Raw genomic sequence first — 21820 nt, 5'->3', positions numbered from 1 at the left:
CGGTGGCGGTCTGTACGAGGTCGTCGGTGGGTTCGCCGCGGCCGGAGTAGCGGTGGGCGAGGTGGCGGGCGAGCGGCAGCCACGCCTCGATCGCCCGGTCACGCAGCGACGCGCGGGAAGGATGACCGGCCGGCATCGCGGCCATCGCGTTCAGCAGATCGGCGGCGCTGTCCTGCGGCGCGGTGCTGATCGTCGACTTCGTCTTCTTCGTCCCGGTGGACTGAATGACAGTCATCTCGTGATCCTCCTTGGCACCTGTCCGGAGAGCCGGCCCGGCGTTTCGCCGGGCCCGGGTCGGGCAAGGTATCGCTATCGGTTCGTGGCCGGCGACGATCGACTCGATCTCCGCCGTCCGAGCACGTCTGGCCGTTCGGTTATGCAGAGGTTAGCCGAGAGGGCCATGGATGACTAGCCGAAAGTATGAGTCACGTTAAGTAGTCAAACGGTCACAGTGGAACGAGGCTCAGGAACGACGGCGCCGGACCAGGGCCGCACCGGCCACTCCCACCAGCACGATGACGCCGATGACCGCGGCGATCGCCAGCCAGGCCGGTCCGCCCTTCTCCTCCTCCAGGATGACCGACGCCGGCGCCGCGACCGCGGCCGCCGCGGCCGATGGCGACGATGAGGGTGACGGTGAGGGTGCGGTCGGCGGCGCGACCGCGTTCACGGTGAACGAGTACGTGCCCCGCACCGGATGCCCGTCCTGCGAGACCACGCCGTAGGTCACGGTGTACACACCGTTCGGCAGCGGCTCCGCGAACGTGATCGAGCCCGCCTTGCCGTCGGCCTTCGGCTCGGACGCCGGCACCTTGCGCCCCTCGGCATCCGTCACCGCGATCGTCGTGCGGTCCTCGTCCAGCTTCTGCAGGAACCTCAGCCGGACCTGCTCCGGTGCCGCCGTCAGCTTCGCGTCCTTACTGGGCTCCGCCTCCACCAGTGCGTTGTGTGCCCACGCGGGGCCGGCGGTCAGGACGGCGAGAAGCGCCGCGGCCAGGGCCGCGGCGACGAGACGAAGGAGACGCATGCGTACTTCCTAGTCGAGATGGTGCCCGTCGATCCAGCCGCCTGGCCGCGGACACAGCCGTGGCGCCGGCCTCGGGTGGGGCCGGCGCCACGGGCGGGGGGAACGTGCTGTTGGGGACGGTGCAGTCATTTTCATCGATGCATTAGTTAACAAGCAAGTAATCTGGGTTCCGGAACTCAAATCGGGGCACAGTGGCCTCCGCGGAGCGCCGCTGCCTCCGACGTGCCCGTATGCGGATCGCAGTGACCTGGCTCTCGCCGTAGGCGGCCCCCGGCGCCCATCGGGCATGCTGGACCGCGGGTTCCCGGCGGATTGAAATGTGTCGCGGCCATAGAGGAACAGGGATCGTGCCCAAATGGTGATTTGACAGTCTTTGGGGCGGACGCGAAGGCTGTCACGGGCGTTCTGTTCTGCCGGGGAGGTTCCTTGCTCACACTGTCCCGCCGCCAGCTTCTGGCGCTGGCGGGCGTCGGCGGTATCAGTGGTGCCCTCACCCTGCCCGGACGCGCCTCCGCAGCCACGCCGGACCCGGTCGCCGACCGCTACCGGGAGCTGCTCCACGTGCACACCCGCTGGGTGGAGGAGCAGTGGGACACCGAGATCGGCGCCTACCGCGCCACCGACTTCTGCTTCGTCGCCGTCCTGGGCAACGCGGTCCTGCTCCGCATGGAGGACTACGACCCGCGGCTCGCCGACGTCGACGCGCCCACCCTCAAGGCGAAGACGCTCGCCACGATTCAGCGGTTCGCCGCCACCAACCGGCTGGCCGGCGGCGCCGAGTGGGGTCGCCGGCTCTTCTGGGACTCCACCTTCGAGCTGTACTTCGTCCTCGCCGCCCGGCTGCTCTGGGACGACCTGGACGAGCAGACCCGCCACAACGTCGAGAAGATCGCGGCGGGCCAGGCGTCGTACGCCTACGCCCTGGGCTCCGACGACGACCCGCTCAGCGACGGCTGGTCCCCGCACGGCACGGCCGGCGGCTGGGTCGGCGACACCCGGCTGGAGGAGATGGGCGTCTACGCACAGGCCCTCGCGCCCGGCCTCGCCTGGGCCGCGGACGACAACGAGGCGGCCGACGGGTGGCGGGAACGCTTCCTGCTGTGGGCGACCAACGCGAGCGGGCTGCCGGCAGCCGACCGCGCCAACCCCGTCGTCGTCGACGGCGAGCGGATCGACCAGCGGACCACCGCACACAACCTGCACGACACCTTCATCGTCGAGAACCACGGATCGGTCAACCCGCACTACCAGGCCGAGCTCTGGCGTACGGCCGGCCGCGCGGCGATCCACTTCCTGGTCGCCGGCCGCCCGCTGCCGCAGGTGCTGACCCACCAGCCGAACGGCGAGCAGCTGTGGGCGACTCTGCGGCTGCTGGCCAGCGACGCCGGCGAGCCGGTCATGCCGATGATCGCGGACCGCTATCACCTGTACGGCCGCGACATCCTCCCGCTCGCGTTCCTCGCACAGGTGCAGGGCGACCGTGACGCCGCCCGTGCCGAGGCGGACCTGGCCGAGCGCCTGATGCCCTACCTGCGTTACGAGCCGAAGTACCGCCTGACGAAGTTCAGCGGCGAGGAGAAGTACGAGCCCGAGGCCCGCGCCGAGCTGGCGATCTCCTACCTGTTCCACCGCCTGCGCAAGAACCCGGTACAGCCGGTGAGCCGGGCCGAGTTCTTCCGCCGGGCGAGCGGCACCCGGGACTTCGGCAAGGACGTCGGGCTGACCGCGCACCAGTCCGAGCACGCGTTCGCGGGCGCGGTCACCAAGGCCGGCTTCGTGAACTTCCTGTGGCAGCCCGGGCACGACAACTGGCTGATCGACACCCGGGCCCCGGCCTTCCTGCCGGCCGGCAGCAGGCCGGTCGGGAGCTGGACCAGGGCGTACCAGAGGAACCGCGACGGTCTCGACGCGACCGCGACCGTTCTCACCTTCGACGGTGACCACGCCGCGGGCTTCGCCACCCTGCCGACCGGCACGGTCGTCTACGCGAGCACCGGCCTGCCCGGCGAGGGCCGCCTCACCCTCTTCAACCTCGACATGCCCGGCGTGCCCGGCCTGTCCGGCAGGCGCAGCTTCACCACGCCGGACGGCACGTCCGTGCTCGGCGAGCAGGGCGAGTCGGGCGTCACCTTCAGCCCGCGCGACGCCCGCTGGGTGCGGATGCTCGGCCGCGAGCCCGGCACCGAGTTCGGCTACTCGATCTTCACCTTCGCCGTGCTCGACACCAGGGGCGCCGACCTGGCGCAGGGCGCGATGCCGACGGCCTCCTCCGAGGACATCTGGAATCCGGCGCGCAACGCCACCGACGGCAATCCGGAGACCCGCTGGGCGGTCGCCCGCGAGGAGCGCGGCCGGGCCGACAGCTGGCTCGCCGTGGACCTCGGCTCCGCCGTGAAGGTGGCCGGCGTGCGGATCGACTGGGAGGCCGCGTACGGCAAGGGGTTCGTGATCCAGACCTCGACCGACGGTCTGACCTGGACCGACGCGGCCGCCGTCCCCGAGACCCGGTCCTGCTCCGGCTGGGTCGGCATCGACGGCCGGGCGGGCATCGTCACACACGGCACGTCCCGCCAGATCGTGGTGAGCGCGGGCGCCGTGTCCGCACCGGCGCCCATCATCGAGGGCTACCCGGGCCGGGCGACGAACCTGGCCGCGGCCGCCGCCCGCACCCTGCCCGCCGCCGAGGGCCTGCTGATCAGCGACGCCGACGGCTTCCTCAGCGTCTTCAACCTCTCGCCCGCCCGGGTGGACTCCGCCGTACGCCTTCCGTCCGGCCGCCGCCTCTACCGCGGCACCCAGATCGCCCGCGGTAAGGGCCTCGAGTGGACGACCGGCCTCGCGGGCGGCACGGCCGCCGTCGAGCCGCCGCGCTTCCTGCTCGACGAGCCCGCCCCGGACGGCACCCGGTTCGAGGCGGCCGATTCGCACCACCTCAGGATCACCGCGCCGGCCCGGCGCCCGGTCGTGCTGACCGTCCGCGCCGGCTCCTGGTCCGCCAAGGTGAGGCTGCGGGCCGGCCGGTCCCGCAGCCTCGTCGTGCCCGGACACCCGGTGACGCCGACCGCCGACCTGGCCCGCGGCCGCACCGCCTTCCCGACCTCGCCGCTGCCCGCCGGCATGAACTCGCCCGCGCGCGCGGTCGACGGCAACCCCCGCACGACCTGGCGGCCGGGCGAGTCCGGCCGGATGGTGGTGGACCTCGGCGCGGTGGTCGCGGTCAAGGACGTCCGCCTGACCTGGTCGAAGGGGCGCCGCAGGCCGTGGCGCATCGAGGCCTCCGCCGACGGCATCACCTACTCGGTCCTCGGCGACCGGGCCCGCTATGTGGCGGTGGCGGTGCAGGGCTGGCGCCCGGGCGACGCGGAACTTGTCGAACTCTCGGTCGCCTGACGGACCGGGTCCGAGAAAATAGACTCACCGAGGGCAAAGATCAGGTAGTGAGCACATTGAAATGGCGGAGCCAGGTTCTTGAACTCGGTGGCTGTTGATGACCGAGGACGAGCGGATGGTAGAAGACCTGGTATCGAGATTCCCTGCCCTTCTGGACTCGTACGAATATCACATGCACGATCACGATGTCCCGGTTCCGCATATCTTCTTCTGGGAGGTCGCGCAGGAGGTGGTGGCGGCGTTCCTTGCGGGAGACGAGGCTTCGCTCGACTGGAAAGCCGTGCTCGCCTTCCTCGAAGAGCAGATGGAACGCGGAGTGCCGGAAATCACCACGGTTGTGGTGACGTCGTTCCTTTGGTACATGCCGTACCCCGGAAAGCCGGGCAATGAGTTGACGAAGTGGTTGGGGCCCGCCATGGCCGCAGGATTCAAGCGAGTCCGACCCGCGGGGTGACGCTGCGGTGATGCCCGTTCGACATGATCGCTGGCCTCCGTCGGTTGGGCGGAGACCCGGCCCACGCCGAACCAGCGGCCTGTCACCTCGCGCGGGCGTCCGAATCACGTCCTGGCCTGGGCAAGTGATCGCGTGGTGCGGGCGGGCCCGGTATGCTGTTCGGCGGGCCGTGACTGGCGCGTTCGGATGGGCCAACCATCGTGGAGCGGCCCCGTCCCGTGGAGACCGGTCCGCTGGGCCGACCTGCCGTGCGCCTGGGCCTCTTCACCTGTGATAGGGAGGTCCGATGTCTGCACTGAACGCCGAGTCGACCGCTTTCCGTTCCGCTCTCGAAGCGGTACGCGCCGTCGAGCCCCGCATCGCCGACGCGATCGCCAAGGAGCTCACGGACCAGCGCGAGTCCCTCAAGCTGATCGCGTCCGAGAACTACGCGTCCCCCGCCGTGCTGCTCGCCATGGGCAACTGGCTCAGCGACAAGTACGCGGAGGGCACCATCGGCCGCCGCTTCTACGCCGGCTGCCAGAACGTCGACACCGTCGAGGCCGTCGCGGTCGAGCACGCCAAGGCCCTGTTCAACGCGCCGTACGCCTATGTGCAGCCGCACTCCGGCATCGACGCCAACCTGGTCGCGTACTGGGCGATCCTGGCCGACCGGGTCGAGGCGCCGGCGCTGGCCAAGGTGCAGAAGCGCAACGTCAACGACATGACCGACGCCGAGTGGGCCGAGCTGCGGGCCGCGTTCGGCAACCAGCGCATGCTCGGCATGTCGCTCGACGCCGGCGGGCACCTCACCCACGGTTTCCGGCCGAACATCTCCGGCAAGATGTTCGACCAGCGCAGCTACGGCGTCGACCCGGCGACCGGCCAGATCGACTACGCGGCGCTGCGCGCCTCGGCCAAGGAGTTCCGGCCGCTGGTCATCGTCGGCGGCTACTCCGCGTACCCCCGCAAGGTGAACTTCCGCATCATGCGGGAGATCGCCGACGAGGTCGGCGCGACCTTCATGGTCGACATGGCGCACTTCGCGGGCCTGGTCGCCGGCAAGGTCTTCACCGGCGACTTCGACCCGATCCCGAACGCGCACATCGTCACCACGACGACGCACAAGAGTCTGCGCGGGCCCCGCGGCGGCGCGGTCCTCTGCCAGCCGGAGCTCTCCGACCAGGTCGACCGCGGCTGCCCGATGGTGCTCGGCGGCCCGCTCTCGCACGTGATGGCGGCCAAGGCGATCGCGTTCGCCGAGGCCCGCCGCCCCGAGTTCGCCGACTACGCGCAGCGCATCGTCGACAACTCCCAGGCGCTCGCGGCCGGCCTGACCAGCCGCGGCGCCACGGTCGTCAGCGGCGGCACCGACAACCACCTGGTGCTGATCGACGTCGACAAGTACGGCCTGACCGGCCGCCAGGCGGAGCAGGCGCTGCTCGACTCGGGCATCGTGACGAACCGCAACTCGATCCCGCAGGACCCGAACGGCGCCTGGTACACCTCCGGCATCCGCATCGGCACGCCGGCGCTGACCACCCGCGGCCTCGGCACGGCGGAGATGGATCAGATCGCCGAGCTCATGCACACCGTGCTGACCAGCACGAAGCCCGGCGCGTCCAAGGCCAAGTTCAACCTGGACTCCGCGGTTTCCGACCGCGTCTCGAAGCAGGCGACCGAGCTGCTCGCGGACTTCCCGCTCTACCCGCAGGTCGACCTGGGCTGACCTTCGACGAAGGGGCCGCGTCCGTCGGGCGCGGCCCCTTTTCGTCTGCCCCGGGTGGGTCGGGAAGCGCTTCCCCACTATTCTGCAGGACCGTCCTATCTGCGCATCATGCCGGTAATGAGCGTCTTGCAAATTCAGGCCCATTCGGGCACGTCGATTTCTGGTCCGACAACCGTTATCCCGGCCCGGCCGTGTCCGTCGTGGCTCCCCCGGCGGCGGCCTGGGCGGCGGCCCCTCGTTGCCCGCCCGTCGACCGTCCGGTTCGGACTTGCCGCAGCTCATTGACCGTGCGGCTGGTTGCACGCCGCCGCCGGTCACGAAGAGTGAGGCGACCGGCGCCGCCCAGGGGCCGACCGGGCGGGCCCGATTCATCGCCGCTTAACTTTTGGACTCTCCTTTGACACATCGGCGTAACGAACTTAGCGTCCAGGAACCGGGGGAGCGCTCTCTGTGAACGCCTCCCGTCATCCCCATCGGGAGCTTTCCCCGGCTCCCACCCGGACGCGCATCCCCCGCGCCCGTACCGCCGTGTCTAGGAGACGCAATGGCCATCCCCGATCCCTCCGCCGTCCCCGAAAGACGAGCCCGCACCGGATGGCGCCTCGCCGCCACCGGTGCCCTGGTCGCCGCCGTCGTCGCGGGCTTCGGCGCGGTCACCGCGCTGAGCGCCTCGGCCGCCGAGACGCTGCTGTCGCAGGGCAAGCCGGCGACCGCCTCGTCGTCGGAGAACCCCGGCGCGTTCCCGGCCACCGCCGCGGTCGACGGCGACGCCGGCACCCGCTGGTCGTCGGCATTCTCCGACCCGCAGTGGCTACAGGTCGACCTCGGCGCCGCCTCGGCGATCACCCGAGTCGAGCTGAACTGGGAGGCGGCGTTCGCCCGGACCTTCCGGATCCAGACCTCCGCGAACGGCAGCACCTGGTCCGACGCGACCGCGGCCACCGCGGGCGTCGCCGGCGTGCAGAGCCTCGCGGTCTCCGCCACCGCCCGCTACGTCCGGGTGTACGGCACCGAGCGCGCCACCCAGTACGGCTACTCACTCTGGGAGTTCAAGATCTTCGGCGGTACCACCACACCGACGACGCCCCCGACCGGACCGAGCGTGCCCGGCGGCGGCAGCCTCGGCGCGAATGTCATCGTCTTCGATCCGTCGATGTCGAGCGCCTCGATTCAGAGCCAGGCCGACACGATCTTCCGGCAGCAGGAGTCGAACCAGTTCGGCAACCAGCGCTACGTGCTGGCGTTCAAACCGGGCACCTACAACGGCCTGAACATCCAGGTCGGCTTCTACACCTCGGTGCTGGGCCTCGGCCAGAACCCCCAGGAGACCAGGATCAACGGCGACATCACCGTCGACGCCGGCTGGTTCCAGGGCAACGCCACCCAGAACTTCTGGCGCTCGGTGGAGAACCTGTCGGTCTACCCGGTCTCCGGCGCCAACCGCTGGGCCGTCTCGCAGGCCGCGCCGTTCCGCCGGATGGACATACACGGCGACCTCAACCTCGCCCCGGCCGGCTACGGCTGGGCCTCCGGCGGCTACATCGCCGACTCGCGGATCAGCGGCTCCGAGCAGCAGTACTCGCAGCAGCAGTGGTTCACCCGGAACAGCACCATCGGCTCGAGCCTGAACGCGGTCTGGAACCAGACGTTCGTCGGGGTGCAGGGCGCGCCGGCGTCGAGTTTCCCGAACCCGCCGTACACGACGATCGGCACCGCGCCGGTCATCCGGGAGAAGCCGTACCTCTACCAGGCCGGCGGCGCGTACCAGGTGTTCGTCCCCGGCCTGCAGACCAACGCGTCCGGTGTGACCTGGGCGAACGGCAACACCCCGGGTACCGCGATCCCGCTGACGCAGTTCTACGTCGCCAAGCCCGGTGACAGCGCCGCGACGATCAACAACGCCCTCGCGCAGGGCCTCAACCTGCTCTTCCAGCCGGGCATCTACCACGTCAACCAGACGATCAACGTGACTCGGGCGAACACCGTGGTGCTCGGCCTCGGCTACGCCACGATCATCCCGGACGGCGGCGTCACGCCGATGCAGGTGGCCGACGTGGACGGCGTGAAGATCGCCGGCCTGCTCTTCGACGCGGGCACGACCAACTCGGCGAACCTGCTGGTGATCGGCCCGAACGGCTCCTCGGCCAACCACGCCGCCAACCCGACGACGGTGCAGGACGTGTTCTTCCGGATCGGCGGCTCGATCGCGGGCAAGGCCACCAACAGCCTGCTGGTGAACAGCAACAACACGATCATCGACCACATCTGGGCCTGGCGCGCCGACCACGGCAACGCGGGCACCTACGGGTGGACGGTCAACACCGCGGACAGCGGCCTGATCGTCAACGGCCAGAACGTCATCGGGTACGGCCTGTTCGTCGAGCACTACCAGAAGTACGAGGTGATCTGGAACGGCAACGGCGGCCGCACGTACTTCCTGCAGAACGAGCAGCCGTACGACCCGCCGAACAACGCGACCTGGCGCTCCGGCGCCAACGGGTACGCGGCGTACAAGGTCGCCGACAACGTGACCAGCCACGAGGCCTGGGCGATGGGTAGCTACTGCTACTTCAACGTCAACCCGCAGGTGCACTCTGACCGGGGCTTCGAGGTTCCGGTCAACGCCGGGGTGAAGCTGCACAACGTCTTCACCGTGTCGCTGGGTGGCAACGGGGTCATCGACCACGTCGTCAACAACACCGGCGGTCCGGCGCAGGGCACGGCGACCGTGCCGGTCAACATCGTCAACTTCCCCTAGCCCGTACCCGCGGGCGTAGCTCACCGGAGCCGCGCGGGATCAGCGTCGTCGCGATGCTGATCTCGCGCGGCTCCTCCGTGTCCCCGTCGATGCGTTCGAAGAGCGCCCGGGCGGCCGCGTGGCCCATCGCGGTCGGGTCCTGGGCGATCACCGTGACCGCGGGTTCGAGCAGGTCGGCCAGGGGGAAGTCGTCGAAGCCGACGAGGGCCGCGTCGCGGTGCCGGCCGAGGCCGCGCAGCGCCCGTACGGCGCCGATGGTGATCAGGTTCCGGCCGGTGAACAGGGCGGTCGGCGGCCGCGTGCGCCCGAGGAGGCTCCGGGTGGCCGCCTCCGCGGCCTGCGAACTGCGTAACCCGTCGATCATGAACGGGCGCAGCCCGAGGGTGCCGAGCGCGGACAGGTAGCCCTGGCGGCGTTCGCGGGTCGTCTGGATCTGGGGCAGGTCGCCGAGGAATGCGATGCGGCGATGCCCGTACGCGATCAGGTGCCGGACCGCCCGCATCGCCCCGGCGGCGTCGCGGGCCAGCACCGAGTCGCCCGCGAAGCCGGTGGCCGCCCGCTCCACGAAGACGACCGGGGTGTCCGGCGGCAACTCCGTGGCGAGATAGCCCTGGTCCGGGCCGGCCGGCGCGAGGATCAGGCCGTCGGCGTGCCGTCGGGCGAAGGCCCGGACCAGGTCGCGTTCGCGCTCGGGGTCCTCGTCGAGGCTGCCGGTCAGCACGTGCACGCCGCGCGCCCGGGCCGCGTCCTCGACCGCCCGGAGCAGGGCCGCGGAGAACGGGTTGCCGACGTCCTCGATCAGCAGCCCGATGGTCCCGGTCCGCCGGTCCCTGCGGCGCAGCATGCTCGCGCCGAGATGTCGGCGGTAGTTCAGCGCGGCGACCGCGGCGCGGACCCGCGCGACCAGGGTGGGGTCCACGGTGGTCTCGCCGTTCACGACCCGGGAGACGGTCTTGAGGCTGACGCCCGCGGTGCGGGCGACGTCGTTCATCGTCGGCCTCCTCTCCGTCATGGTGCCCCCTGGCGTCGGTCGACATTGCTGATGATCACGGAACGCAACGCAATGGAAACTAATTGTTGACACTCGATGCAGCGAGTCGTCTACTGCAAGACAACGTTGTCCCGCATTTCTGCTAAATCGGTTTGGAGGGGGCATGCGTCAATCAATGCTGATCAAGCGCGGGCGCCTCGGGCCCGCGCTGGTCGCGGTGGCCGTGGTGATAGGAACCGCGGCCTGCGGCGGCGATGACTCCGGCGGCGAGGAGATCGTCGGGCTGATCACCAAGACGGACACGAACCCCTTCTTCGTCAAGATGAAGGAGGGCGCACAGCAGGCCGCGGACGCGGCGGGCCTGAGCCTGCAGACCTTCGCCGGCAAGCAGGACGGCGACAACGAGGCCCAGGTGCAGGCGATCGAGAGTCTGATCTCCGCCGGCGCCCGAGGTTTCCTGATCACCCCGAGCGACTCGAAGGCGATCGTGCCGGCGATCGACAAGGCCAAGCAGCAGGACATGCTCGTCATCGCCCTGGACACGCCGACCGATCCGGCCGACGCCGCCGACGCGACCTTCGCCACCGACAACTACGAGGCCGGCAAGCTCATCGGGCAGTGGGCGAAGGCGAAGTTCGAGGCTGACGGCAAGCAGGCGAAGATCGCCATGCTCGACCTCAACGCCAACCAGGTCTCCGTGGACGTCAAGCGCGACCAGGGTTTCCTGGACGGCTTCGGCATCCCGGTCGGCGACCCGAACAAGATCGGCGACGAGAGCGACCCACGGATCTCCGGGCACGACGTGACCGATGGCGCCGAGGACGGCGGCCGGACGGCGATGGAGAACCTGCTGCAGAAGGACCCGTCGATCAATCTCGTCTACACGATCAACGAGCCCGCGGCGGCCGGCGCCTACCAGGCGATCAAGGCGGCCGGCAAGGACAAGGCCGTCACCATCGTCTCGATCGACGGCGGCTGCCCCGGCGTCGACAACGTCAAGGCCGGCGTCATCGGAGCGACCTCCATGCAGTTCCCCCTCAAGATGGCGTCGCTCGGCATCGAGGCGCTCGACAAGTTCATCGCGGACGGCACCAAGCCGCAGGCGACCGCGGGCAAGGACTTCGTGGACACCGGCGTCACGCTGATCACCGACCAACCGCAGACCGGACTCGAGTCCGAGGACTCGGCCTGGGGCAAACAGAACTGCTGGGGCTGACGATGACGACTGTCACGAAGGAACCACCGCCGCCGCAGGACTTCGAAGTCCGGCACGACGACTCGCTCGGGCTGCGCCTGCAGCACCTGCTGCACGGCAACCCGACGCTCGGCCCCCTGGCCGTGTTGATCGTGGCGATCATCGCGTTCTCGATCGCCAACCAGCGGTTCTTCTCGGCCCCGAACCTGTCCCTGGTGCTGGCGCAGGTCACCGTCATCGCCGTGCTCGCGCTCGGGCAGACCCTCATCATCCTGACCGCGGGCATCGACCTGTCGGTCGGCGCGATCGCCGTCTTCTCGTCGATCCTGATGGCCAACTTCGCCACCAAGCTCGGCATGCCCGGCATCCTGGCGCTGCTGCTCGGTCTCGCCTGCGGCACGGCGATGGGCGCGCTCAACGGCTTCCTGGTGACCCGGATCAAGCTGCCGCCGTTCATCGTCACGCTGGGCACGCTGAGCATCTTCTTCTCGCTCAACTCGGTCGTGTCCAAGAGCGAGACCGTCCGCGGCTCGGACATGCCGGACATCCTCACGTGGACCGGTACCACGATCCCGATCGGCGGCTTCCGGCTCACCTACGGCTCGATCATCATGTTGCTGCTCTTCGCGGTCTTCTTCTACGCCCTCGGCTCGACGGCCTGGGGCAAGCACGTCTACGCGACCGGCGACGACCTCGAGGCGGCCCGGCTGGCGGGCATCCGGACCAACCGGGTGCTCTTCTCGGTCTACACGGTTGCCGGCCTGCTCTACGCGGTCGGCGCGTGGATCCTCATCGGCCGGCTGGCGTCGGCCAGCCCCAACGTCGGCATCGACTACAACCTCGACTCGATCACGGCGGTCGTGCTCGGCGGCACCAGCCTCTTCGGCGGTCGCGGCGGCGTGCTCGGCACCCTGATCGGCGCACTGATCGTCGGCGTGTTCCGCAACGGCCTGCAGCTCGCGGGCGTCGAGGTCGTCTGGCAGGGCTTCGCGATCGGCCTGCTCGTCCTGGTGGCCGTCTCGCTGGACCAGTGGATCAGGAAGGTGAAGACGTGACGACGCCGGTTCTCGAAGCACGCGGAATCACCAAGCGGTACGGCCGGGTCACCGCCATCGAGAACAGCGACCTCGAGTTGTACCCCGGCGAGATCCTCGCGGTGATCGGCGACAACGGCGCCGGGAAATCGAGCCTGATCAAGGCGCTCTCGGGGGCGTTGATCCCGGACAGCGGCGAGATCTACCTGGACGGCGAACAGGTCCAGTTCCGCAATCCGATGGACGCCCGCGCGGCCGGGATCGAGACGGTCTACCAGACCCTCGCGGTGGCGCCGGGCCTCGACATCGCCGACAACCTGTTCCTCGGCCGCGAGGAACGCAAGCCGGGCGTGCTCGGCTCGGTGTTCCGGCTGCTGGACAAGTCGCACATGCGCTCGGAGGCGAAACGCCACATGAGCGATCTGGGCGTGGCGACCCTGCAGAACATCGGCCAGGCGGTGGAGTCGCTCTCCGGCGGCCAGCGTCAAGCGGTCGCGGTGGCCCGCTCGGCGGCGTTCGGCAGCAAGGTGGTGATCCTGGACGAGCCGACCGCGGCGCTGGGCGTCAAGGAGGGTAACCGCGTCCTGCAGCTGATCCGCGACGTGCGCGACCGGGGCTTGCCGGTGATTCTGATCAGCCACAACATGCCGCACGTCTTCGAGGTGGCGGACCGTATCCACATCCAGCGGCTGGGCCGCCGGGCGACGGTCATCACCCCGAAGAGCCACTCGATGTCGGAGGCGGTGGCCATCATGACGGGCGCGGCCGAGCCGCCACCTCAGGCCGCATAGTCGTTGCCCGCGGGGAGGCCGCCGCCTGACGAGGCGGCGGCCTCCCTATGCGCCCCAGCCGGCCTGGCGGCCGCCGACCCTCTCCCGCACGATCCGCTCCTGGTAGCCGCTGGCGCGGTACGCCGCGACCGGGTCCGGATCCAGCCCCGCGTCGGCGCGCACCTCGCCGAGCAGCGGCCTGACATCGGTGTTGTACGCGTCCATCAGCACCGAGTTCGCCTCCAGCACGTCGCCATCGGTCTGCGCCTTGGCGAGGGCGTCGCGGTCGACCAGCAGCGCCTTCGCCGTCGCCTCCTGGATGTTCATGACCGAGCGGATGATCGCCGGGATCTTCGCCTCGATGTTGTGGCACTGGTCGAGCATGAAGTTGATGCCGTAGGCCGGGTCGAGGGCGCCGCCGCGCACGATCTCGTTCATGATGCGGAAGAGCTGGAACGGGTCCGCCGCGCCGGCCATCAGGTCATCGTCGGCGTAGAAGCGGCTGTTGAAGTCGAAGGCGCCGAGCTTTCCCTGCCGCAGCAGGAACGCCACGATGAATTCGATGTTGGTGCCCGGCGCATGGTGTCCGGTGTCGATGCACACCGTCGCCTTGGCGCCCAGTTCGACGCAGTGCGCGTACGACGTGCCCCAGTCCGGGATGTCGGTCGCGTAGAAGGCCGGCTCGAAGAGCTTGTACTCCAGCAGGATGCGCTGGTCGTCGCCGAGCCGGTCGTAGGTCTCGCGCAGCGCCGCCGCCAGGCGGTCCTGGCGGTTGCGCAGGTCGTCCTGCCCCGGATAGTTGATCCCGTCGGCGAACCACAGCTTCAGGTCCCGTGACCCGGTGGCGTCCATGATGTCGATCGCCTCGAGGAGGTGATCGGTTGCCTTGCGCCGGATGCCCGGGTCCGGGTTCGTCACCGAGCCCAGCTTGTAGTCGTCGTCCTGGAAGACGTTGGTGTTGATGGCGCCCAGCCTGACTCCGCGCTCCTCCGCGTACGCGGCCAGGCCCGCGTAGTCGTCCACCCTGTCCCACGGGATGTGCAGCGCCACCGTCGGAGCCACGCCCGTGTACCGGTGCACGGCCGCGGCGTCGGCGATCTTTTCCTCGGGGATGCGGGGGACGCCGGCCTGCGCGAAGACCTTGAACCGGGTGCCGGAGTTGCCGAAGGCCCACGACGGGGTCTCGATCCGCTGCGCGGCGAGGGCCCGCTTGACGGCGGCCAGGTCAGCCATGTGGATCACTTACCTTCGTCTGCGGAGCGGTACGGACCTGGAGGCTGAAGCAGTAGCGCATACGTGTGCCTCGGCTCAGAAGTCGAACTGGTCGATGTTCGCGGCGGTGAACTCGGTCGGCGGGCCGAGCACGATCTCGCCGGCGGCGCCGACGGTGTACTCCTTGAGCTTGCCGGCGGTGAACTTCTCGCCCTCCTTGCCGGTGATCTGGCCGGAGGCGAGCGCGGCACCCGCGTATCCGGCGAGGTAGCCGATGTCCGCCGGGTTCCAGAGCGCGAACTTCTTCACGGTGCCGTCCTTGACGTACTCGCGCATCTGGTTCGGCAGGCCGAGGCCGGTGATGCCCACCTTGCCCTTGTAGTTCGACGAGCTGACGTAGCGCGCGGCCGCCGCGATGCCAACGGTGGTCGGCGACACGATGACCTTCAGGTTCGGGTACGACTGGAGCAGGCCCTGGGCCTCCTGGAAGGACTTCTGGTCGTCGTCGTTGCCGTAGACGGTCTTGACCAGTTTGAGCTTGGCGTTCTCCGGCTTGGCCAGCTCGGTCTTCATGACCTCGATCCAGGCGTTCTGGTTGGTGGCGTTCGGGGTCGCCGAGAGGATCGCGATCTCGCCCGCTCCGCCGGCCATCTCGCTGGCCATCTTGACCAGGCTCTCGCCGATGCCCTGGGTGGTGGCCTGGTTGATGAAGACGTCGCGGCACTCCTTGGCGGCGTCCGAGTCGAACGCGACGATGTTGATGCCGGCCTGGCGCGCCTGGTTCAGCGACGGGCAGACCGCGTTCGGGTCGTTCGCGGCGATGACGATCACGTCCTGCTGCTGCTGGATCAGCGTGTTGATGTAGCTGACCTGAGACGAGGCGCTGGCGTCGTTCGGGCCGACCAGCTTGTACTCGCCCTTGAGCTCCTCGACGGCGGTCTTGCCGCCGCTCACCTCGACGTCGGAGTACGGGTTGTTGAGCTGCTTCGGCAGGTAGGCGATCTTCAGGCCTTCCTTGAGCTTCGCGTTGGGATCGGCGCTGGCGCCAGTCTGCGCGGCCGCCCCGGAATCGGAGGAATTGTCCTTGGTGGTGCCGCCGCACGCCGCCATCCCGAGGACGAGCAGTGATGCAGCGCTTGCTGAGAGTAGGCGTCGGTGGGAACGAAGCATGGCGAACTCCTATGAGGGGGGAGGTTAGACAGCGGCGGCGCGACGGAGTCTCCGTCTTTGCCAGTTACCGCGGATCGAGGCGGCGATGTTGGGCAGGAGCACGGAGAGCACGAGCAGGGCGCCGGTGACGATGTTCAGCGCCTGGCCCGACACGTCCTGCAGGCGTAGGGCGTTCTGGAGGGCGGCGAGCAGGACCACGCCGGCGAGGACGCCGGGGAGGCTGCCCTTGCCGCCGAAGATGGAGACGCCGCCGAGCAGGACCGCGGCGACCACGGCCAGCTCGAGACCGGCGCCGTTGTCCGCGCGGGCGCTGGAGTAGCGCAGCGTCCACAGCACACCGACGAGCCCGGCGACCGCGCCGCTGACCACGTACAGCCAGAACTTGGTGCGGGCGACGCGGATGCCGGAGAAGTGTGCGGCCTGTGCGTTCGCGCCGATCGCGTACAGGGATCGGCCGAACGGGGTCGCGTGCAGGATCACACCGAAGATCACCGCGAGCGGGACGATCAGGATGAGGACGTTGGGTATGGAACCGCCACCGAGGGTTCCGGTGACCCAGCCGGTGTAGTTGAACGGGAAGTCCGCGACCGCGCCGTCGCCCAGCACCACGAAGGCGAGTCCACGGTAGAGGGCGAGCGTGCCGATCGTCACCGCCAGCGAGGGCAGTCCGAGCCCGGTGACCAGGAAGCCGTTCAGGGCGCCGAGCAGCGCGCCGGCGACGATGCAGATCGGGATGATCGACTCGATGGACAGGCCCTGGTTCCACAGGTAGCCCATGATCGAGCTGGCCAGGCCGAGCGTGCTCGCCACCGACAGGTCGATCTCGCCGGTCACGATGATGAAGGTCATCGGCAGCGCGACCAGCATGATCGGCATCAGGTCCAGGACCAGGAAGGTGAAGTTGCGGCCGGTGCCGAAGTTGCTGACCGACAGCGCGGCGGCCACCAGCACCGCACCCGTCAGCAGGACGATGACGCTGTCCCATCTGGCCAGCCGGCCCGCGAGCTCAGACATGCGAGTCCCTCTTTCGCAGCGCGCGGGCGATCCGGACCGCGACCAGGCGGTCCGCGCAGATGGCCAGGATGATCAGGGCGCCGACGATGGCCTGCTGCCAGAACTGGTTGATGTCCAGGACGGCCAGGGCGCTGCCGATGACGGTCAGCAGCAGCGCGCCGAGGCCGGCGCCCCAGACCGTGCCGCTGCCGCCGAAGACGGCCACCCCGCCGACGACGACGGCGGCGACGACGTTGAGCTCGAGGCCGGTGCCGGCGGCGGCGTCGACCGTGCCGAACCGGGCGGCGAAGAGCACCCCGGCCAGGCCGGCCAGCGCGCCGCTGAGGATGAACACGCCCAGCAGATTGCGGGCCACCCTGATGCCGGCCAGTTCGGCGGCCTCCGGGCTCGAGCCCATCGCGTACAGCTCGCGACCGACCCGGTAGTTGCGCATCAGCACCGAGACGCCGCCGACCACGACCAGCGCGATCAGCACCAGCCACGGCAGGAAGCCCAGGAACGAGTCGTTGGCGAAGGTCAGGAAGTGCCGGGGCAGTTCGTCGGCGTTGACCTGCTGACCGCCCGCCCAGGAGTAGGTGACGCCGCGGAAGATGTAGAGCGTCCCGAGCGTCACCACCAGAGCCGGCACCCGGCCGAAGCGGACTAGGACGCCGTTGATCAGCCCGGCCACGCCGCCGATGGCGAGCCCGGCGAGGATCGCGACGATCATCGGCAGGCCCGGGTTGGCGCTCATCATGGTGGCGACGGCGAACGCGCTCAGCCCGAGCACGGACCCGACCGACAGGTCGATGTTGCGGGTGATGACCACCACGGCCTGCCCGGCCGCCATCACCGCGAGGATCGCCGTGTTCAGCAGGATGTCGCGGATGCTCTGCCCGGACAGGAAGCGCGGGTTGCCGGCGGCGGTGTAGCCGACCAGCGCGGCGAGGGCCAGGATGATGCCGAGCTCACGCGTCCTGACCAGCCCGCCGACGATCCGCCTTGCCGGGGAGGGCGTGCTGGAGGTGGCCAGCGCCGCGCTCATGTCAACTCCTGCTGTCCCATGGCGGCGTACATGACGGACTCCTCCGTGGCTTCGTCTCGGGTGAGCTGGGCGACGACGTGGCCCTCCCGCAGGACGACGATCCGGTCGGCCATGCCCAGCACCTCGGGCAGCTCGGACGAGACCATCACGACGGCGAGGCCGCGGGCCGCCAGCGATGACATCAGCCGGTGCACCTCGGCCTTGGTGCCGACGTCGATGCCGCGGGTCGGCTCGTCGACGATCAGCAGCTTCGGGCCGGTGGCCAGCCACTTGGCCAGCACGACCTTCTGCTGGTTGCCGCCGGAGAGCGTGCCGACCGGGTCGGAGAGCCGGCCCAGCTTGGTGTGCAGCTGCTGCGTCCAGCTCCGTGCCTCGCGCCGCTCCGACCCGCCGAGCAGCAGGCCGAGCCGGGCGAGCGCGCGGCTGCGCGGCAGCGTCACGTTGCGCTCGACGGAGAGCTCCATGATCAGCCCCTGCTGGCGGCGGTCCTCGGGCACGAGCGCCATGCCGGCCGCCATGGCCGCCCGGGGCGAGCCCGGCCGAAGCGGCTTGCCGGACAGGCGCACCGAGCCGGTGTCGTATCTGTCCACACCGAACACCGCCCGCATGACCTCGGAGCGGCCCGCGCCGACCAGGCCGGCCAGCGCGACGATCTCGCCGGCCCGGACCGTGAAGCTGATGTCGCGGAAGACGCCCTCGCGGCCGAGGCCCTCGACCTCGAGCACGGTCTCGCCGATGACGGCGTCCTGCTTGGGGAAGAGCGCGCTCAGGTCGCGGCCGACCATCCGCCGGATCATGTCGTCGACGCTGAGGTCCGCGACGAGTTCGGTGCAGACGTGCCGGCCGTCACGCATGATCGTGACCCGCTGGCAGAGGGCGGTGATCTCCTCGAAGCGATGCGAGATGAACATGATCGCGGCGCCCTCGTCGCGCAGCGCCCGGGTGACCGTGAAGAGCCGTTCCACCTCGACCCCGCTGAGCGCGGCGGTCGGCTCGTCCATGATCAGGATGCGGGCCTCGCTGGCGAGCGCCTTCGCGATCTCGACGAGCTGCTGGTCGGCGATCGACAGGCCGCGTGCCGGCCGGTCCGGGTCGATGTGGACGCCCAGCCGGGCGAAGAGCCGGGTCGCATTGGCGTGCATGGCCCGGCGGTCGATCTGCCGCAGTCTGGTCAGCGGCGGGTTGCCCATCGCGATGTTCTCGGCGACCGACAGGTCGGGAAAGAGCGTCGGCTCCTGGTAGATGACGGCGATGCCGGCGGCCTTGGCGTCGGCCGGGCCGGCGAAGTCGGCCGGGGCGCCGTTGACCGCGAGCGCACCGGTGTCGGGCCGGTACACCCCGGCGAGCATCTTCACGATCGTGGACTTGCCCGCGCCGTTCTCGCCGACCACCGCGTGGGCCTCGCCCGCGTACAGGGTGAAGCTGACGCCCTGCACGGCCGCGACGGCGCCGAACGACTTCGTCACCTCGAGCACCTCGAGGGCCGGGTTGGGCGACGTCACGGGCCACCTCCACAAGGGGGTTTGAAATGTTTCATACGCCGTGTGACGAACGTAGGTGGCCCCGATCACACGTGTCAAGCTTCTGGTGCAAACGAAGAAGAAACACGTCCCAGGCAGGGGCGGCCGGTACCGTAGGATGGCGCTTCAACGTTTCAAAGGGGGAGTCTTGGTCAACGGCAGGACACCGTCCGTCAAGGACGTCGCCCGTTCGGCCGGTGTCTCCCTGGGCACGGTCTCGAACGTGATGAACCGGCCCGAGGTGGTCAGCCCGGCCACCCGGGAGCGGGTCGAGCGGGCCATGGCCGAGCTCGGCTTCGTGCGCAACGAGTCGGCCCGCCAGCTGCGCGCCGGCACCAGCCGCACCCTCGCGTACGTGATGCTCGACGGCACCAACCCGTTCTTCCACGACGTCGCGCAGGGCATCGAGCTCGCCGCCGAGGACGCCGACCTGTCGCTGTTCATCTGCAACAGCAACAGCCGCGCCGAGCGCGAGGAGGTGCACGTCGACCGCCTCATGCAGCAGCGGGTGCAGGGCATCCTGATCACCCCGGTCAACCCGGAGGCCGCGTACCTCGCCGAGATCGCCCGCCGCGGCATCCCGGTGGTCATCGTGGACCGGGTCGGCGCCGGCGGGCTCTTCTGCTCGGTGGCCGTCGACGACGTGCTCGGCGGCCGGATCGCCGTCGAGCACCTGGCCGAGCAGGGGCACACCCGGGTCGCCGTGGTCGGCGGTCCGGAGTCGATAGGGCAGGTGCGCGAGCGCGTGCAGGGCGCCCGGCAGATCTGGGCCGAGCTGGGCCTGCCGCCCGACGATCTGATCCATCTGCCGACGGCCGCGCTGACGGTCGCCGAGGGGCGCTCCGCGGGTGAGCGGCTCGCCGGCATCCCGGCCCGGCGCCGGCCGACCGCCGCGTTCTGCGCCAACGACCTGCTCGCGCTCGGCCTGCTGCAGCAGACCATCGGCGCCGGGCTGCGGGTGCCGGAGGAGCTGGCCATCGTCGGCTTCGACGACATCGAGTTCGCCGCCGCGGCGGCGGTGCCGCTGACCTCGGTGCGCCAGCCGCGCCAGGAGCTGGGCCGCGCCGCCGCGCAGCTCGTGCTGGACGAGGCGACCAACCCCGACCACGAGCACCAGCAGCTCACCTTCGTGCCGGAGCTGGTCGCCCGGGCCTCCACCGTGGTGCGGCCCCGCGCGTACTGATGGCTGCGCCGGGCGACGCCCGGCACAGCATCTCGTGCGTCACGCCAGCGGCTGTGGGGCCTTGGCCTTGATCTTCGCGGTGCCGGTCTGGGAGAGGCCGCTGACCTGGTACGCCGTGACCGAACCGGCCGAGACGCCCCAGATGTCCGCTACGCCGTCCGCGTCGAAGTCGGTGAGCCGCAGCGTGGTGCCGGTGGCGCCGGTGAGGAAGTTCGTCGACAGCTTGTACTGCGTGTACGACAGCCGGCCGCTCTCGCTGTCGAAGGTGACACCCTCCCAGAGGTAGAGCGCGCCCGTCGACGGGTTCCACAGGCTCACCGCCGTGCCGCTCGGCAGCAGCTTCGTGGCGAGCTTCCAGTTCTCCCAGTCGCTGCCGCCGTCCGGCGTGCTCGCGGTGGTGTCGACCGGCGACTGGTAGAACCCGGTGGCCCAGCCGGCCGCGACGTAGTACTCCAGGTGGTATCCGCTCTCCGCGTTGCCCAGAACGCCGATGAGGTCGGGAATGGCCTGGTGTGCGCCGGCGGCGTCGTAGGCGTTGACCAACTGGGTCGGGTTGTTGCCGTCCCAATCGGAGAACATGCCACCGGACACGGTGTGTTCGTGCTTTGCCACCAGCCCGGGGTTGTTCTGGTCGGCCTCGCCGAGCCCGTCGTAGATGAAGGCGTAACCGTCGCTGGGGCGGTACGCGAAGTAGTCCTCGAACGGGCCGCCGCTGAACTTGCCGGTGATGAGCTGTAGGCCGGCGAAGGTGCCGCCAACCCCGTTGCCGTCCGGCGCGAGGTCGGTCGCCGGGACGCGGACCTTGCCGCCGGTACCCTTGCCATCGGCCTCCAGCAGCGTCTCGCCGACCACCGCGGCAAGGTCGGGCCGGCCGTCGCCGTTGAGGTCCTGGTCCGCGTACGCGGCGGGGTCGGAAGCGTTGTAGATGACGGTCGCGTCGTCGCCGACGCTGCCGTCCGCACCGACCGCGTAGACCTGGATCTGGTTGACGGTGCGGGTGGCGAGGATCTTCGCGGTCGCCTTGCCGTCGGTCGCGATGGCGGTCCCGGTCAGCTCGCCGCCGTTGATCATCCAGTGGTACTCGGCCGGCTCACTGCCGTCGGCCTCGGTGAACTTGAACTTCGTCGTCTGCCCGATCACGGCCGCGGTGCCGACCTGGGTGATGGTCGGGGCGGCCGGGCCGGCCGCGAAGGCGGGAGCGGCGGCGAGGGGGGCGAGCAGCGCGCCGACGGCCGGGAGGCTCAGGCGGAGCAGGCTATTGCGCTTCATGGAGTCTCCTCGTGGGGACGCCGCACGATGTGTCGACCGACCACATGCGGCGCGTGAGGGTTGCGGAAGATCGATGACGATGCCGCCTGATCATGGCACGG

Annotated in this window: 16 protein-coding genes and 1 pseudogene; 8 read left to right on the top strand and 9 right to left on the bottom strand. The window is 69.9% G+C overall.

The annotated features are described in order from the left end of the window. A pseudogene (locus AB0B58_RS38290) lies at positions 1-235 on the bottom strand (RNA polymerase sigma factor SigF); the annotation flags it as partial. Positions 236-463: 228 nt separating this feature from the next. Continuing rightward, the gene (locus AB0B58_RS38285) at positions 464-1027 is read right to left on the bottom strand and encodes a copper resistance CopC family protein (protein WP_360234772.1); all 564 of its coding nucleotides are present in this window, start codon (positions 1025-1027) and stop codon (positions 464-466) included. Positions 1028-1453: 426 nt separating this feature from the next. Between AB0B58_RS38285 and AB0B58_RS38280 the strand changes: the two genes are divergently transcribed. The 4 genes from AB0B58_RS38280 to AB0B58_RS38265 all read left to right on the top strand — a co-directional run bounded on the left by AB0B58_RS38280 (position 1454) and on the right by AB0B58_RS38265 (position 9337). Then, positions 1454-4417 carry a discoidin domain-containing protein gene (locus tag AB0B58_RS38280; RefSeq protein ID WP_360234769.1) on the top strand — a complete coding sequence of 988 codons (2964 nt, stop codon included), beginning with the start codon at positions 1454-1456 and terminating at the stop codon, positions 4415-4417. A 97-nt stretch (positions 4418-4514) separates the two neighbouring features. Continuing rightward, complete coding sequence (locus AB0B58_RS38275) at positions 4515-4871, top strand: hypothetical protein (protein WP_360234766.1); 357 nt, start codon at positions 4515-4517, stop codon at positions 4869-4871. Positions 4872-5157: 286 nt separating this feature from the next. Beyond that, positions 5158-6579, top strand: a complete 1422-nt coding sequence (locus tag AB0B58_RS38270; RefSeq protein WP_360234763.1) for a glycine hydroxymethyltransferase — start codon at positions 5158-5160, stop codon at positions 6577-6579. 544 nt (positions 6580-7123) lie between these two features. Next, a complete protein-coding gene (locus tag AB0B58_RS38265; RefSeq protein ID WP_360234760.1) occupies positions 7124-9337 on the top strand; it encodes a discoidin domain-containing protein in 2214 nt (737 codons plus the stop codon). On the opposite strand, the gene AB0B58_RS38260 is transcribed toward AB0B58_RS38265, so the two are convergent. Beyond that, entirely contained in the window at positions 9324-10328 is a 1005-nt protein-coding gene (locus AB0B58_RS38260; protein ID WP_360234757.1) for a LacI family DNA-binding transcriptional regulator, read from the bottom strand. The genes AB0B58_RS38265 and AB0B58_RS38260 overlap by 14 nt on opposite strands. Positions 10329-10491: 163 nt before the next feature. Between AB0B58_RS38260 and AB0B58_RS38255 the strand changes: the two genes are divergently transcribed. Genes AB0B58_RS38255 through AB0B58_RS38245 form a run of 3 tightly spaced genes read left to right on the top strand, consistent with a single transcriptional unit; the run spans position 10492 to position 13348 of the window. Further along, on the top strand, positions 10492-11544 hold the full coding sequence (locus tag AB0B58_RS38255) for a substrate-binding domain-containing protein (protein ID WP_360234754.1): 1053 nt from the start codon (positions 10492-10494) through the stop codon (positions 11542-11544). Positions 11545-11546: 2 nt separating this feature from the next. Beyond that, on the top strand, positions 11547-12578 hold the full coding sequence (locus tag AB0B58_RS38250; RefSeq protein ID WP_360234751.1) for an ABC transporter permease: 1032 nt from the start codon (positions 11547-11549) through the stop codon (positions 12576-12578). Beyond that, positions 12575-13348 (top strand): ATP-binding cassette domain-containing protein, encoded by a 774-nt coding sequence (locus tag AB0B58_RS38245; RefSeq protein ID WP_360234748.1) that lies wholly within the window; start codon positions 12575-12577, stop codon positions 13346-13348. The genes AB0B58_RS38250 and AB0B58_RS38245 overlap by 4 nt, the downstream gene beginning before the upstream one ends. Before the next feature lie 45 nt (positions 13349-13393). Here AB0B58_RS38245 and rhaI read toward each other — a convergent pair whose 3' ends face one another. From rhaI to AB0B58_RS38220, 5 genes are all read right to left on the bottom strand, one after another. Further along, complete coding sequence (gene rhaI, locus AB0B58_RS38240; protein WP_360234745.1) at positions 13394-14560, bottom strand: L-rhamnose isomerase; 1167 nt, start codon at positions 14558-14560, stop codon at positions 13394-13396. A gap of 75 nt (positions 14561-14635) precedes the next feature. Further along, a complete protein-coding gene (gene rhaS, locus AB0B58_RS38235; RefSeq protein ID WP_360234742.1) occupies positions 14636-15649 on the bottom strand; it encodes a rhamnose ABC transporter substrate-binding protein in 1014 nt (337 codons plus the stop codon). A gap of 84 nt (positions 15650-15733) precedes the next feature. Beyond that, positions 15734-16723, bottom strand: a complete 990-nt coding sequence (locus AB0B58_RS38230; protein WP_360234739.1) for an ABC transporter permease — start codon at positions 16721-16723, stop codon at positions 15734-15736. Then, positions 16716-17747, bottom strand: a complete 1032-nt coding sequence (locus tag AB0B58_RS38225; protein WP_360234736.1) for an ABC transporter permease — start codon at positions 17745-17747, stop codon at positions 16716-16718. Before AB0B58_RS38225 ends, AB0B58_RS38230 begins: the two co-directional genes overlap by 8 nt. Next, positions 17744-19249 carry a sugar ABC transporter ATP-binding protein gene (locus AB0B58_RS38220; RefSeq protein WP_360234733.1) on the bottom strand — a complete coding sequence of 502 codons (1506 nt, stop codon included), beginning with the start codon at positions 19247-19249 and terminating at the stop codon, positions 17744-17746. The genes AB0B58_RS38225 and AB0B58_RS38220 overlap by 4 nt, the downstream gene beginning before the upstream one ends. A gap of 166 nt (positions 19250-19415) precedes the next feature. Between AB0B58_RS38220 and AB0B58_RS38215 the strand changes: the two genes are divergently transcribed. Continuing rightward, positions 19416-20450 (top strand): LacI family DNA-binding transcriptional regulator, encoded by a 1035-nt coding sequence (locus tag AB0B58_RS38215; protein ID WP_360234730.1) that lies wholly within the window; start codon positions 19416-19418, stop codon positions 20448-20450. 39 nt (positions 20451-20489) lie between these two features. On the opposite strand, the gene AB0B58_RS38210 is transcribed toward AB0B58_RS38215, so the two are convergent. After that, on the bottom strand, positions 20490-21719 hold the full coding sequence (locus tag AB0B58_RS38210) for a hypothetical protein (RefSeq protein ID WP_360234727.1): 1230 nt from the start codon (positions 21717-21719) through the stop codon (positions 20490-20492). Positions 21720-21820: the final 101 nt, after the last annotated feature.

The organism is Actinoplanes sp. NPDC049118 (genome assembly GCF_040648555.1).
Lineage (GTDB): Bacteria > Actinomycetota > Actinomycetes > Mycobacteriales > Micromonosporaceae > Actinoplanes.
Note: the sequence above shows the minus strand (reverse complement) of the source record. Positions and strands in the feature narration are given on the sequence as shown.

Excerpts from the sequence above, each read along its gene's own strand:
- AB0B58_RS38285 (WP_360234772.1), bottom strand. The coding sequence starts at position 1,027 with ATGCGTCTCCTTCGTCTCGTCGCCGCGGCCCTGGCCGCGGCGCTTCTC.
- AB0B58_RS38275 (WP_360234766.1), top strand. The coding sequence starts at position 4,515 with ATGACCGAGGACGAGCGGATGGTAGAAGACCTGGTATCGAGATTCCCT.
- AB0B58_RS38270 (WP_360234763.1), top strand. The coding sequence starts at position 5,158 with ATGTCTGCACTGAACGCCGAGTCGACCGCTTTCCGTTCCGCTCTCGAA.
- AB0B58_RS38265 (WP_360234760.1), top strand. The coding sequence starts at position 7,124 with ATGGCCATCCCCGATCCCTCCGCCGTCCCCGAAAGACGAGCCCGCACC.
- AB0B58_RS38260 (WP_360234757.1), bottom strand. The coding sequence starts at position 10,328 with ATGAACGACGTCGCCCGCACCGCGGGCGTCAGCCTCAAGACCGTCTCC.
- AB0B58_RS38255 (WP_360234754.1), top strand. The coding sequence starts at position 10,492 with ATGCGTCAATCAATGCTGATCAAGCGCGGGCGCCTCGGGCCCGCGCTG.
- AB0B58_RS38250 (WP_360234751.1), top strand. The coding sequence starts at position 11,547 with ATGACGACTGTCACGAAGGAACCACCGCCGCCGCAGGACTTCGAAGTC.
- rhaI (WP_360234745.1), bottom strand. The coding sequence starts at position 14,560 with ATGGCTGACCTGGCCGCCGTCAAGCGGGCCCTCGCCGCGCAGCGGATC.
- rhaS (WP_360234742.1), bottom strand. The coding sequence starts at position 15,649 with ATGGCGGCGTGCGGCGGCACCACCAAGGACAATTCCTCCGATTCCGGG.
- AB0B58_RS38230 (WP_360234739.1), bottom strand. The coding sequence starts at position 16,723 with ATGTCTGAGCTCGCGGGCCGGCTGGCCAGATGGGACAGCGTCATCGTC.
- AB0B58_RS38225 (WP_360234736.1), bottom strand. The coding sequence starts at position 17,747 with ATGAGCGCGGCGCTGGCCACCTCCAGCACGCCCTCCCCGGCAAGGCGG.
- AB0B58_RS38210 (WP_360234727.1), bottom strand. The coding sequence starts at position 21,719 with ATGAAGCGCAATAGCCTGCTCCGCCTGAGCCTCCCGGCCGTCGGCGCG.